12 protein-coding genes and 2 pseudogenes are annotated in these 13,147 nt (G+C 62.2%); 6 read left to right on the forward strand and 8 right to left on the reverse strand.

Annotated elements, in window-relative coordinates; genetic code table 11:
• The 4 genes and pseudogenes from V6M61_RS21005 to V6M61_RS00540 all read left to right on the forward strand — a co-directional run.
• Positions 1 to 122 (forward strand): annotated as a pseudogene (locus V6M61_RS21005) (ExeA family protein); the annotation flags it as partial.
• 404 nt (positions 123 to 526) lie between these two features.
• Positions 527 to 895, forward strand: a pseudogene (locus tag V6M61_RS00530) (MFS transporter); the annotation flags it as partial.
• Positions 896 to 1,195: 300 nt separating this feature from the next.
• Positions 1,196 to 1,504, forward strand: a complete 309-nt coding sequence (locus V6M61_RS00535; RefSeq protein WP_332774595.1) for a hypothetical protein — start codon at positions 1,196 to 1,198, stop codon at positions 1,502 to 1,504.
• A 50-nt stretch (positions 1,505 to 1,554) separates the two neighbouring features.
• Complete coding sequence (locus V6M61_RS00540) at positions 1,555 to 3,249, forward strand: thiamine pyrophosphate-binding protein (protein ID WP_332774596.1); 1,695 nt, start codon at positions 1,555 to 1,557, stop codon at positions 3,247 to 3,249.
• A gap of 253 nt (positions 3,250 to 3,502) precedes the next feature.
• On the opposite strand, the gene V6M61_RS00545 is transcribed toward V6M61_RS00540, so the two are convergent.
• The 7 genes from V6M61_RS00545 to yedA all read right to left on the reverse strand — a co-directional run bounded on the left by V6M61_RS00545 (position 3,503) and on the right by yedA (position 11,265).
• Entirely contained in the window at positions 3,503 to 5,152 is a 1,650-nt protein-coding gene (locus tag V6M61_RS00545) for an ABC transporter substrate-binding protein (protein WP_332774597.1), read from the reverse strand.
• Positions 5,153 to 5,274: 122 nt separating this feature from the next.
• Positions 5,275 to 6,285 carry a peptide ABC transporter ATP-binding protein gene (locus V6M61_RS00550; protein ID WP_332774598.1) on the reverse strand — a complete coding sequence of 337 codons (1,011 nt, stop codon included), beginning with the start codon at positions 6,283 to 6,285 and terminating at the stop codon, positions 5,275 to 5,277.
• Positions 6,282 to 7,313, reverse strand: coding sequence for an ABC transporter ATP-binding protein (locus V6M61_RS00555; protein ID WP_332774599.1), 1,032 nt, complete (start codon positions 7,311 to 7,313; stop codon positions 6,282 to 6,284). Before V6M61_RS00555 ends, V6M61_RS00550 begins: the two co-directional genes overlap by 4 nt.
• Before the next feature lie 133 nt (positions 7,314 to 7,446).
• The gene (locus tag V6M61_RS00560) at positions 7,447 to 8,361 is read right to left on the reverse strand and encodes an ABC transporter permease subunit (protein ID WP_332774600.1); all 915 of its coding nucleotides are present in this window, start codon (positions 8,359 to 8,361) and stop codon (positions 7,447 to 7,449) included.
• Complete coding sequence (locus V6M61_RS00565) at positions 8,358 to 9,368, reverse strand: ABC transporter permease subunit (protein ID WP_332774601.1); 1,011 nt, start codon at positions 9,366 to 9,368, stop codon at positions 8,358 to 8,360. The genes V6M61_RS00560 and V6M61_RS00565 overlap by 4 nt, the downstream gene beginning before the upstream one ends.
• 406 nt (positions 9,369 to 9,774) lie before the next feature.
• Positions 9,775 to 10,233 carry an SWIB/MDM2 domain-containing protein gene (locus V6M61_RS00570; RefSeq protein WP_332774684.1) on the reverse strand — a complete coding sequence of 153 codons (459 nt, stop codon included), beginning with the start codon at positions 10,231 to 10,233 and terminating at the stop codon, positions 9,775 to 9,777.
• A 120-nt stretch (positions 10,234 to 10,353) separates the two neighbouring features.
• The gene (gene yedA / locus V6M61_RS00575; RefSeq protein WP_332774602.1) at positions 10,354 to 11,265 is read right to left on the reverse strand and encodes a drug/metabolite exporter YedA; all 912 of its coding nucleotides are present in this window, start codon (positions 11,263 to 11,265) and stop codon (positions 10,354 to 10,356) included.
• 93 nt (positions 11,266 to 11,358) lie between these two features.
• On the opposite strand from yedA, the gene V6M61_RS00580 reads away from it, so the two are divergent.
• Both V6M61_RS00580 and rraA read left to right on the forward strand, forming a co-directional pair.
• Positions 11,359 to 11,850, forward strand: a complete 492-nt coding sequence (locus V6M61_RS00580; protein WP_332774603.1) for an Lrp/AsnC family transcriptional regulator — start codon at positions 11,359 to 11,361, stop codon at positions 11,848 to 11,850.
• Positions 11,847 to 12,383: a ribonuclease E activity regulator RraA gene (rraA, locus tag V6M61_RS00585; protein ID WP_332774604.1), complete on the forward strand. Its 537-nt coding sequence runs from the start codon at positions 11,847 to 11,849 to the stop codon at positions 12,381 to 12,383. Before V6M61_RS00580 ends, rraA begins: the two co-directional genes overlap by 4 nt.
• On the opposite strand, the gene V6M61_RS00590 is transcribed toward rraA, so the two are convergent.
• Positions 12,380 to 13,063: an ArsR/SmtB family transcription factor gene (locus V6M61_RS00590; RefSeq protein ID WP_332774605.1), complete on the reverse strand. Its 684-nt coding sequence runs from the start codon at positions 13,061 to 13,063 to the stop codon at positions 12,380 to 12,382. The two genes, rraA and V6M61_RS00590, sit on opposite strands and share 4 nt — an antisense overlap.
• Positions 13,064 to 13,147 lie beyond the last annotated feature (84 nt).

Consider the following 13,147-nt stretch of genomic DNA (forward strand, 5'->3'; position numbering starts at 1 on the left):
AGCTGCTGCCGCTCACGGTCAAGGATTACCTCGATCCGCTCAACACCTTCCTGCTGCAGGCCCATGCCGCCGGGCAGAACAACGTGCTGATCATTGACGAGGCGCAGAACCTGTCTGCCGAGGGCCAGGCCACGGTCAACCGCGGCATCGTCAACAAGGCGGCAGACGAGGTGTTCGACCCGCCGGTGCGCGCAGCATGGCGTTGGCAGCGCAGCCTTGCCTTGGTGGGCTTGAGTGTCGCCGCCGACGCCGGGCTGCTCGCCACGGCCCGTCTCGTGACGCAGGTGCCGCAAGCACCCGAGATCGCAGCAGTCGCCACGCCAACTGGCGCAGCCACACCCGCAGCGGTTGCGGCCTCCACACCGGGGTGGCCTCTGCGGCAGCCGGCGCAACCCTCGCCCCGCCCGCGCCGCCCCACCTTGCTGCGCGATGAAAACCAGGCCTGGCGCGAACTGGCGCAGGCCTGGAAACTGACTCCCCGGGAGGGCGACCCCTGCCAGGCGCTGCAGCGCGAGCAGGTGCGCTGCAGCGCATCGTAGGGATTGGTTTTGGCGTGGCAGCGGCCATTGCGCTGGTCTTGGGCATGGTCGATGTGCCCGGACTGATGGTGCCGGTGCTGTTTGGCTTGATGGGGTTCTCGGCAGGGACCGGTGGGCCGTCGCGGGACTTGATTGTCAAGCGCTCCACACCGCCCAACGCGACAGGCCGCGTCTACGGCGTGGTGTATTCAGGCCTGGACATTGGCCAGGCCATTTCGCCGCTGATCTTCGGAACGCTGATGGACCACCAGCAGCACCGGAGCGTGTTTATCGGCCTGGCACTGGTGCGGGCGGTGCTGATTGCGAGTGCTTTCAATGTGGGACGGGTGCGGCGCACGACGCTGGCCACGACCTGACCTGCGCCTGGACGTGGGTGTGCCACTGAGTGAGAAGTTTCCACCCCCGACAAGTGAACCGAAAGCCGTCAGGGGCGAAACCTTTACCCAGCGCATTGTGGGAGTTTTGCGGGTGACGGTGTTTGCGGCTTTGGGGGTAGGGCGGCGCACCCGGGCTTGAGGGGTTTTCAGTCAGGTCCTGGGAAGACCCCGGGGCTTGAATAAAACCACGGCTCTGCTATGGTTCAGATATGGCCTATAAGCCATGGCAGCCAGGCAGCTGGCCGGCGCGGGCCGAACCTTCTGAAAGGGGACCATCTCATGAGTACGCCAAACACCCCCCACCATGGGGACTTTGCACGCTGGGTGGAGGAAAAGTCAGAGGCCTTGAAGTTTGAGCTGGGCGAAAAATTCCCTGTGCCTCCGACGGTGTTGCACTCGGAGTCCGTGCCCGTGGATCCAGCCAAGCAACATCTCGAAGAGGTGCTGCTGGGGCACGAGGAGCCGACCGAGGAATTCCTGGAAGAGTTGGCCGCACTTGAATCGGCAGCACCCTTGAGCGAGGAAGAACTGGCCAAGCAGGCGCTGGCCGCGGGGGGCGCCGACGCCGACAGCAGCAGCCCCGAATAAGCGGTAGGAGTGAGTCAGCCAGCCGCCTGAGCCACGGCACAATACGGTTCATGACTAAAAAACTCGCCGGCCATCTTCTTGTTGACTGCCTTGTGGCCCAGGGCGTAACCCATGCCTTTGGCGTACCCGGTGAAAGCTACCTCGCGGTGCTCGACGGCTTTCATGCACGCCAGGGCCAGATTGAGTTCATCACCTGTCGCCAGGAAGGCGGCGCGGCATTCATGGCGGAAGCCCATGGCAAGCTGACGGGCCGCCCGGGCGTTTGCCTGGTCACCCGCGGACCGGGCGCCACCAACGCCTCGATTGGCGTGCACACGGCGTTTCAGGACTCCACCCCCATGGTGCTGCTGGTCGGCGATGTGGCCAGCGATTGCCGCGACCGCGAGGCGTTTCAGGAGGTCGACTACAGCAGCTTCTTCGGGCCCAGCACCAAGGGCTTTGCCAAACGCGTGGAACGCATCGACGACGCGCGGCGCATCCCGGAGTACATCGCGCGTGCTTTCGCCACCGCCATGAATGGCCGCCCCGGCCCGGTCGTGCTGGTGCTGCCGGAAGACATGCTGACGCAGATGACCGACGCGCAGCCCCTGCCCCGGGTCGAGCCGGTCCAGGCCTGGAGTGACCCGGGTTCGGTGCGGCAGCTGCGTGAAATGCTATTGAAATCGGAGCGGCCGTTCGTGATTGCGGGCGGCGGAGGCTGGACGCAGCAATCGGCCCAGGCGCTGCAGCGTTTTGCCGAAAACTGGAAACTGCCCGTGGGCAATGCCTTCCGCTTTCAGGATACTTTTGACAACCACCACCCCTTGTATGCAGGTGACGTCGGGATTGGACTCAACCCCAAACTGGCCGCACGCATCCAGAACAGCGACCTGATCATTGCCATCGGCCCGCGTCTGGGCGAGATGACAACCGGCAGCTACACGCTGCTGCAGGCACCCAGGCCCGCCCAGAAGCTGGTGCACATCCATGCCAGCGCGGAGGAGCTGAACCGGGTCTACCAGGCCGATCTGGCGATCAACGCCACCATGAACGCCGCCGCTAGCTCGCTCGAGGTCCTCACCGCACCCGTTTCGCTGCCATGGGAAGCGTGGACAGATGCCGCCCACGCCGACTACCTGGCCAATCTGGAGCCGCAAAAACTGCCCGGCGACATCGACATGCCCGCCATTGTCGGCATGCTGCAAAAACACCTGCCTCCTGACGCCGTGCTGACCAACGGAGCCGGCAATTTCGCCAGCTGGATACACCGTTTTTTCCGCCACCATGGGCTGGTCAAAGGCTTTAAAACGCAGCTGGCGCCCACGGTGGGCGCGATGGGCTACGGCGTTCCGGCGGGCATTGCAGCTGCCATCACGACCGGGCGCGTGGCCTTCACCATCGCCGGCGATGGTGATTTTTTGATGAACGGTCAGGAGCTGGCCACGGCCGTGCAGCATGGCGCCAAGAGCATCATCGTGCTGCTCAACAACGGCATGTACGGCACCATCCGCATGCACCAGGAAAAAGAATACCCCCGGCATGTGAGTGGCTCCCGGCTGCACAACCCCGACTTTGCCGCCCTGGCGCGGGCCTACGGCTATGCGGGCGTGCGCATCACGCGCACGGAGGAGTTTGAAGCCCAGTTGCTGGCGGCATTGGCCCGCAGTGAGGGCACGGTGATCGAGGTCATGCTGGACCCGGAAGTCATCACGACACGCGGCACGCTGTCTGCCATCACTCAAAACGCCTTGAGCAAGTCGCTATAAAAAACATAGCTGTTCGCGCCCAATCCACAAGGGTGAAAGGCCGTTATGGCTTATTGAGACTTCCATAAATCATGACAGGCAACTTACTACCGTTCGCCCTGAGCCTGTCGAAGGGCTTCGACAGGTTCAGCCTGAACGGTGTGGTGTCATGAATTACGAAAACATCAATAAGAAATTGATGTAGAAATGAAAAAGGCCGGTTTGCACCGGCCTTTTTTGCGGGCAGGCCGCAGCCTGCCGGTTTCAGGGACGCTTATTCCTTGATGTCCACGGCGTAGAAGTTGTGGCGGCCGAACGGGCTGTTCTTATAACCAATCACGCTCTTGCGAACGGGTTTGAGCTGCACCGCATGGGCGATGGTGAACCAGGGAGCCTGCTCTTTGAAGATGACCTGCGCCTGCTGGTAGAGCTTGGTGCGCTCGGCCGGGCTGGTGACGGTTTTGGCTTTCAGGACCAGGTCTTCATAGGGCTGGTAGCAGAACTTGGCGATGTTGCTGCCGCTGGCCGACTGGGCCGAAGCGCAACCGAGCAGGGTGTACATGAAGTTGTCCGGGTCGCCGTTGTCGCCGGTCCAGCCCAGCATGCCCATCTGGTGCTCGCCGGCCTGCAGGCGCTTGCGGTACTCGCCCCACTCAAAGCTCTTGATCTCGGCGGTGACGCCGATCTTGACCAGGTCGGCCTGCATCAACTCGGCAATGCGCTTGGCATTGGGGTTGTAGGGGCGCTGCACCGGCATGGCCCACAGGTCGGTGGTGAGGCCATTCGGGAAGCCGGCCTGGGCCAGCAATTTCTTGGCGGCTTCCGGGTTGTACTCGTCGTCCTTGATGGCGTTGTTGTACGCGGCCATGGTCGGCGGAATCGGGTTTTTGGCGGCAACGCCGGTACCCAGGTACACGCCTTCAACAATGGCTTTCTTGTTGATGGCCATGTTGATGGCCTTGCGCACGCGCACATCGTCAAACGGCTTTTTGGTCGTGTTGTAGGCCAGGTAGCCGACGTTCAGGCCCGGCTGCTCGATGATCTGGACATTGGGGTCCTTGCGGATGGCATCCAGGTCGGCCGGATTGGGGTAAGGCATGACGTGGCACTCACCCTTTTGCAGCTTGGCCCAGCGCACCGAGGCATCCGGCGTGATCGCGTAGACAAGGTCATCCAGCTTGGCCTTGCCGGCAAAGTGCTGCGGGAATGCCTTGTAGCGGATGATGGCGTCTTTCTGGTACTGCACCAGGTAGAAGGGGCCGGTACCGATGGGGTCCTGGTCGATCTTTTCCGGCGTGCCGGCTTTCAGCATGGCATCCGCGTACTCCTTGGACTGGACCGCTGCGTAAGGCATGGCCAGGTTGGACAGGAACGGCGCTTCAGGTTTGTCCAGCGTGACCTTGACGGTGTAGTCGTCCACTTTTTGCACGGACTTCAGCAGCTTGGGCATGCCCATATCGCTGAAGTAGGAGTGGTTGGGGCTGGTGACCTTGAAGAAGGCGTTGTCTTCTTTCCACTGGCGCTCGAACATGAACAGCACGTCATCGGCATTCATGTCGCGCGTGGGTTTGAAGTTCTTGCTGGTGGTGTGCCATTTCACCCCCTTGCGCAGATGGAAGGTGTATTCCTTGCCGTCGGCGGAAATGTCCCACTTCTCGGCCAGCCCAGGGACCACCTTGGTGCCGCCGTATTCGAACTCCACGAGGCGGTTGTAAACGGGTTCGTTGGCATCAAACGAGGTGCCCGTGGTGTTGACGCCAGGGTAGAAGTTTTCCGGGCTGCCTTCAGAGCAGAACACCAGCGTCTTGGCCGATACCGGCGTCAGGGCCAGTAGCGCTGGAAGCGCCACGGCGCAGAGCAGAGCACGCTTGACCGGACGCAATTTACTTGTGCGTGGGCTTGCACTCGGTTTGGACTGAATCATCTTAAGGACTCCCTTAGGGGTGGTAATGCTGCAATGCAGCGGGATTGCGGCCAGTTTGCGTTGTGCGCGCGCTGGTCGTGAAAAAACGTGACATGAGAAATGCAGGGTTGCACGGCCGCATGTCACGCAGCGAGGAACTTTTCAGCATAGTGGCAGGCCACCTGTCTGTCTGCGACATCCCGTAACAAGGGCCGTTCGGCGCGGCAGCGCTCGGTGACGTGAGGGCAGCGGGTTGAGAACACGCAGCCGCTGGGCGGGTTGAGCGGCGAAGGCAGCTCGCCCTTGAGCACGATGCGCTGCTTGATGGCCGAGCTGCCCGCCAGGCCCGGCGTCGAGGCCAGCAAGGCCTGGGTATACGGGTGCAGGGGCTGCGCAAAAATTGTGTTCTTTTCGCCTTGCTCGACCGCATGGCCCAGGTACATCACCAGCACATCGTGGGCGATATGGCGCACCACGCCCAGGTCGTGCGAGATGAACAGGTAAGCCAGGCCCAGCGACTGCTGCAAATCGGCCAGCAGGTTGAGCACCTGGGCCTGGATCGACACATCCAGCGCCGACACCGGTTCGTCGGCAATCACCAGGCCGGGTTTGAGCATCAGTGCCCGCGCAATGGCAATGCGCTGACGCTGCCCGCCCGAGAACATGTGGGGGTAGCGGTCGTAATGCTCGGGGCGCAGGCCGACCATGGCCAGCATGGCGCGGGCTTGTGCCGCACGCTCGGCCGCAGACAGGGTGGTGTTGATCTCGAGCGGGGCTTCCAGAATGGCGCCGATTTTCTTGCGCGGATTGAGCGAGCCGTAAGGGTTCTGGAACACCAGCTGGACCGCCTTGCGCAGCGCCAGGCGTTGCTCTTTGGGCGCATGGACGGCATCCACCCCGTTGATGTGCAAGGAGCCCGCCGTGGGTGTTTCGATCAGGGACACCATGCGGGCCAGCGTCGATTTGCCGCAGCCCGATTCGCCGACCACGGCCAGTGTCTTGCCGGCGCGCACGGTGAAGGAGACACCGCCGACGGCCTGCAGGTGGGCGGGCGCGCGCAGGAAGCCACGCCGTATTTCGTACACGCGTTGGAGATCCTTGGCCTCCACCACGGGTTGGAGTGATGGCGCGGACGCGTTGTGCAAGTCGCTCATGCTGCCAGCTCCAGCAGCGGTTTGTCCCGCAAGAGGGCGGCGTCACGGCCAGGGTCCCCCAGCGGGTAGTGGCAGCGCACCATGCCGCCCGCAGGCGACCCAGCTCCCCAGGCGCGCAGCAGGGGCCGCTCGTTGCGCGAATGCTCGGTGGCATAGGCGCAGCGGGGTGCAAACAGGCAGCCCGCTGGCCGGTCATACAGGCCGGGCACCATGCCCGGGATCGTGGCCAGGCGCGCGCTGCCGTCACTGCGCTCAGGCAGGGCGGCCAGCAGGGCTTCCGTGTAGGGGTGTTGCGGCGAGTTGAACAGGGCGTGCGCCGCTTGCTCTTCCATGATCTGTCCGGCATACATGACCGCGACACGCTGGGCCATTTCGGAGACAACGCCCATGTTGTGCGTGATCAGCACCAGGGCCATGCCGCGCTCTTTCTGCAGGCTGCGCAACAGGTCCAGAATCTGGGCCTGGATGGTGACGTCGAGGGCGGTCGTCGGCTCATCGGCAATCAGCAGGCGCGGGTTGCAGGCAATGGCCATGGCAATCATGACGCGCTGGTTCATGCCGCCCGACAACTGGTGCGGATAGGCCTTCAGGCGGCTTTCGGGGGCGGGAATGCCGACCTGCTCGAGCAGCTCGATGGCCTTGCGCGTGGCCGCCTTGCGCTCCAGCCCCAAATGCAGGCGCAGGGTTTCGGTGAGCTGAAAGCCGATGGTAAAGCAAGGGTTCAGGCTGGTCGTGGGCTCCTGAAAAATCATGGCCACGTCTTTGCCGGTGAGTTTGCTGCGCTCGCGCTCGGACAGCGCCAGCAGGTCATGGCCGGCAAAGCGCAGTTTGTCGGCCTTCACGCGGCCCGGATAGGCCACCAGGCCCATCAAGGCCATCATGGTGACGCTTTTGCCGGAGCCCGACTCACCCACGATGCCCAGCACTTCGCCTTCGTCCAGGGACAGGCTGACACCGTCAACGGCGTGCATGACGCCGTTTTGCGAGGGGAACTCGACGGACAGGTTTTCTATTTCAAGCAGGGCCATATTTAGTAACTCCCCCTTCTCGGCTCACTTCGTGTAGCCGGATCCCCCCTGCGGGGGCAACAGCTGCGGCCCGGCGAAGCCGGTTCCGCGCTGTTACTTGCGAAGAGGCGCATGAGGGGTGGGTGGATCTTGTTCATCGTTTGAGTTTCGGGTCGAACGCATCGCGCAGTCCGTCACCGAGCAGGTTGAAAGCCAGCACCGTGATCAGGATCGCCAGGCCGGGAAAGGTGACGACCCACCAGGCGCGCAGCACGAATTCACGGGCGTCGGCCAGCATGGTGCCCCACTCGGGAGAGGGTGGTTGCGCGCCCAGCCCCAGAAAGCCCAGCGCCGCGGCATCCAAAATGGCGGTGGACACGCCCAGCGAGGCCTGCACAATCAGGGGGGCGGTGCAGTTGGGCAGCACCTCGCTGAACATCAGGCGGATGCGGCCCGCGCCGCTCATGCGGGCGGCGGTGACGTAGTCGCGGGAGGTCTCGGAAATCACCGCCGCCCGGGTAATGCGCACGTAATGCGGGAGCACCACCACGGCCACGGCCAGCATGGCATTCATCAGCCCGGGGCCCAAAATGGCCACGATCACAATGGCCAGCAGCAGGCTGGGCAGCGTGAGGATGATGTCCATCAGGCGCATCACGGCGATCTCGAAGACGCCGCGGAAAAACCCCGACAGCAGGCCCAGCACGGTGCCGACCGCGACCGACAGCGCCACCACGGCCAGGCCAATGACCAGCGACAGGCGGGCGCCGTGCATCAGGCGCGACAAAATATCGCGGCCAATGGCGTCGGTGCCCAGGGGGTAGGTCCACGATCCGCCGGCCTGCCAGGCCGGTGGCTTGAGAAACACGGCATTGTTGGTGATGCTCGGTGCATGCGGCGCCAGCACGGGCGCCAACAGCGCGACCAGCAGCACCCCCACCACAATGATCAGGCCGATCACGGCGCCGCGGTTGGCGCTGAAGTAGGTCCAGAACTCGCGCAGCGGATGCGCTGGGGCCGGCGGCGCAGCCGATGTCAAGGTCGCAGTGTTCAAGGGTGCCGTGCTCATCGCTGATGCCTGATGCGTGGATTGATAATGCCGTAGGTGATGTCCACCAGCAGGTTGACGGCCATCACGATCGCGCCCAGCAGCAGGATGCCGCCCTGCAAGACCGGGTAGTCGCGCCGGCTGATCGCTTCGATCAGCCATTTGCCGACGCCGGGCCATGAAAAGATGGTTTCGGTCAGGATGGCGCCGGTAAAGAGCACGCCCACCTGCAGGCCAATCACGGTGATCACCGGGATCAGGGCATTGCGCAGGGCATGCAGGGCGACCACGCGCAAGTTGGATAGCCCCTTGGCGCGGGCCGTGCGGATGTAGTCTTCGCCCAGCACTTCGAGCATGGCCGAGCGCGTCATGCGGGCAATCACGGCCAGCGGGTTGGTGCCCAGCACAATGGCGGGCAAAATCAGGTGCGATGCGGCCGACCAGAAAGCGCCTTTGTCGCTGGAGAGCAGCGAGTCGATCAGCAAAAAGCCGGTGGTCGGCTCAATGAAGTACTGGACCGCCATGCGGCCCGACACCGGGGTCCAGCCGAACTGCACCGAAAACAGCAAAATCAGCAGCAGACCCCACCAGAAAATCGGCATCGAGTAGCCGGTCAGGGAGACGCCCATGACGCCGTGGTCCAGTATCGAGTTGCGCTTGACGGCCGCCAGGATGCCGGCCGGTATGCCAATGACCAGGGCAAACACCATGGCGCACAGGGCCAGCTCGATGGTGGCCGGGAACAGGGTCAGGAATTCACTGAGGACAGGCTCCTGCGTGATGATGGACTTGCCCAGGTCGCCCTTGAGCACCCGCCCGATGTAGATGCCGTACTGCACCAGAACCGGCCGGTCCAGCCCGTACTCCTTGAGCAGCTGTGCATGGCGCACCGGATCGATGCCCCGCTCGCCCGCCATGGTTTCAATGGGATCACCCGGCACCAGCCGAATGAGGAAAAAGGCCAGTAGCGTCATCCCCAAAAAGGTGGGAATGATCAGGCTCAAGCGGGTGAGGATAAAGCGCAGCATTGCTTCTTGTTAAATACCGGAATACTTGTTGGTGCGGTCAGCCGCAGGACGGCGACCTTGCCGGCATGGGTCATTGGCGATGGTTTTCGTGTCCAGGATCTTCAAGTGAATGAGCCGTGGTAAATGTTGGTTGTTGTGAGCTTTCCCCAAGCGGGGCTTGATCAAGGAGGAGTCGAATCTTAGCAACGATTCCTCTGAATAATCCCCGAATTGCAGGCGGCGCACTCCTCAGAAACCCGTATTGCATTCAATGAATTTTGATGCAAAAGCATTGAAAATCATTGAGCATGAAGTGTGCCAGTAATGTGTTCTTCGTAGCCTTGTCTCAGACTGCTTGACCGGTCTGTGGCGGGGAATAAAAAAAGGCCGGTAAAAACCGGCCTTTTTGAAATCAGGCGGGGCCTGATTATTTGACGTGCTTGCCGATCAGGCCGGCCATCTCAAACATCGACACCTGGGCTTTGCCAAATACCGCTTTGAGTTTTTCGTCGGCGTTGATCATGCGCTTGTTGATCTTGTCCTGCAGGCCTTTGGATTTGATGTAAGTCCACAGCTTGCTGACAATCTCGGTACGCGGCAGAGGCTTGTCGCCCACCACTGCGGCCAGTGCGGGGCTCAAGGTCAGCGCTTTCATGAACGCTGCATTGGGCGTGCGCTTTTTGGCGGGCGCTTTTTTCGCTGCTGGCTTTTTGGCTGCAACTTTCTTGGCAGGCGCTGCTTTCTTCGCAGCTACCTTTTTCGCGGGAGCTGCTTTTTTAGCGGCTACCTTCTTCGCTGGAGCTGCTTTTTTCGCAGCTACTTTCTTTGCCGGAGCAGCCTTTTTTGCAGGCGCTTTTTTAGCCGGTGCTTTTTTTGCAGTTGCCATGATTGATTTTCCTTCTAGAAGTTGATAAATCACCACTGAGATAACTACTTCCAAGTGGCAATGCGGATGCTACTGGAGAAAAATGCAGTTTCATAGCGAAAAAGCACTTTATTTGGGCCTTTATGTTGCGGATTTACCTCTGAAAATCAAAAAAACACCTGTGAGAATCACGCCGCAGGCCGTCCATTCCTGGCCCGTCACCATTTCTCCAGCGAAGAATGCCCCCAGAAAAATCGCAATCAGAGGGTTCACAAAGGCGTAGCTGGTGGCCACGGCGGGCGATGCGTGGGCCAGCAGGTACAGGTAGGCGCTGAACGCAATCAGCGACCCGAACACCACCAGATACAGCCAGGCCAGCGTTGCCAGAGTCTGTGGGGGCCAGTGACTGATGACCTGGTTTTGCTCACCCATCACTAGAGAAATCAGCATCAACACCGCGCCGCCACACAGCATTTCGCTGGCGAAACCGGCCGGGCCATTGGCCAGCGGCAGCCTGGTTGTCGACAGCACGGAGCCCACGGACCACAGTGAAGTCGCCCCGATAATGCAGGCCAGACCCACAGGCGCCGCTGAAAAGCTGGCCCCGCGCACCAGCAGCAGCACCCCGGCCAGGCCTACCACCATGCCCAGCAGCTCAAGCCGGCTGGGGCGCTTGCCGAACAGCAAACCGCCGGCGCAGACCATCATGGGGACCACCGCAATGAAGGTGGCGATCAGGCCGGAGCCAATGTGGACCTCGGCACTGGCGACCAACCCCATGCCGCCGCCCAGCATCAGGGCGCCAATCACAACGGCATTGCGCCATTCGCGCAAGGTGGGGAGCGGGTGCTTTTTCACGGCAACCCATGCCATCAAGAGGATGCCCGCGACCAGAAAACGCGTGCCCATCTGGAAGAAGGGCGGAAAACTGACCAGCGCCAGCCGGATCGCCAGGTAGGTGGACCCCCATACCGGGTAGCAGGCGATCAGGGCGGGGATCAGCAAGGGAGCTGCTCTGGGAGCAGTGAGTGGAAGGGTTGTTGCCGTCGTCATGCGTCTGATCGTAAATTGCCATGCACTGCAAAACCATGCAAAATTAAAGGCAAATTGCCACTTTGGCTTTCAAATTGATGCTTGAAAAGAACAATGACAGAAACTTCTGAATTCGACCATTACGACAGCCGCATCCTGGCCGAGCTGCAGAAGGATGCGCGCATCACCATGGCCGAGCTGGGGCGGCGCGCCCACCTGAGCCAGCCCGCGGTCACCGAACGGGTGCGCAAGCTGGAGCTCAATGGCGTGATCAAGGGCTACCGCGCCGAGGTGGACTTGATGCGGCTCGGTTACGGCATTCGCGCCATCGTTCGCGTGGGCCGGGTTGAATACGCCCGGGTTGTCAAGCTGATCGAGCAGACGCCGGAGGTGATCAATGCCTACAACGTCACCGGAGACGACAGCTGGGTGCTGGAGATTGCCGTGATTGACGTGGCGCACCTCGATGCCGTGGTCACCAAGTTTTGCATTCTGACCGAAACCGCGACTTGCATCGTGCTCAATGCACCGCGTGAAAACGCCATCGTGCTGCCGGCACGCCGGGAAAATATCAAACCATCCATCAAAAAGGTCACTGGAAAATGACAACGTCCACCACTGCAACATTCGCCACCTGCGATTTGTGCGACACCCACAAAAACGACAGTTCAGGCCGCTTTCGTGTGTTGCCGCCTGTGTTTCGCGATTTCGGCGGTGTCCGCAAGTTTTGTGGACCGGTCGTGACCGTGAAGTGTTTTGAGGACAACTCGCTGGTCAAGGCCGCGGTGGACAGCAGCGGAGTGATGGCAACGCCTGCGGGGCCGGTGGCCTGTGTTTTGGTGGTCGATGGCAGTGCCTCCCTGCGTCGCGCCCTGCTGGGTGGCAATCTGGGCGCTGCCGCGGCCAGGAACGGCTGGGCCGGGGTGGTGATTGATGGCTGCGTGCGCGACGTGGCCGAACTGGCACAGTGCGCTATCGGCATACGGGCCCTGGCGGCCATGCCCCTGCCCACGGAAAAGCGCAACGTGGGGCAGCGCGACATAGCGGTGCAGATTCAGGACGTGTGGGTGCGCCCCGGCGACTGGCTCTATGCCGACGAAGACGGCGTGGTGGTGATGCCCTCAGCTGCGCAGCTTTAAACCCAGCGGCCCAACTGCGTTTTGCCCAGGTCCGTGATGTGCACGACCCGGCTGTGTTTTTTTCTTTCTATCCAGCGCTGTGCCAGCAGGTGATCGGCCAGCGCGGCGCCCAAAGCGCCGCCCAGATGGTCCCGCCGCTCTGACCAGTCCAGGCAGCGGCAGGCAAATTGCCGGCGCCGCGCCTGGGCGCTTTTCAGGTCAATGCCCAGCGCCGTGAATGACTTCGCGCCTTTGGCGGTGACTTCCAGCTGTTTGGCGCCCGGATCGGCGGCGTCATTGATCAGCCAGCCTTTGCGCAGCAGGGCGGTCAGCAGGCCGGTGCCCAGGCTGCCGGCCAGGTGGTCGTAGCAATAACGGGCCTGCCGGATCGGCTCGTCGGCATGGGCGGCCACTTCTGATTGGCGGCGCGGTGCGACGCGCATCAGCGACTCCACCAGCTGCGCCACATGCTCCGAAGCCAGGCGGAAATACTTGTGCCGGCCCTGCGAGGTGGCTACCAGCAGGCCATCGCCCTGCAGGCGTTTGAGGTGCGAGGTGGCCGTGGCGGGCTCAATCCCCGCGCCGAGCGCCAGTTCTTTCGCGGTGAGCGCGCGGCCTTCCATCAGCAGTGCCAGCATCTGGATGCGGCGCGGATCGCCCACGGAGGATGCCAGCCGGGCCAGGTCGGGTTCTGCATTCATGGTTTGATCATAGTCAAACTGTTGTTGCTCGACAATCGATGGCAGGCCCGCGACACTTGAGGCCTGTCAAACAACCGGATCGAA

The sequence above is a fragment of the Polaromonas sp. genome, assembly GCF_036676035.1.
Lineage (GTDB): Bacteria > Pseudomonadota > Gammaproteobacteria > Burkholderiales > Burkholderiaceae_C > Polaromonas.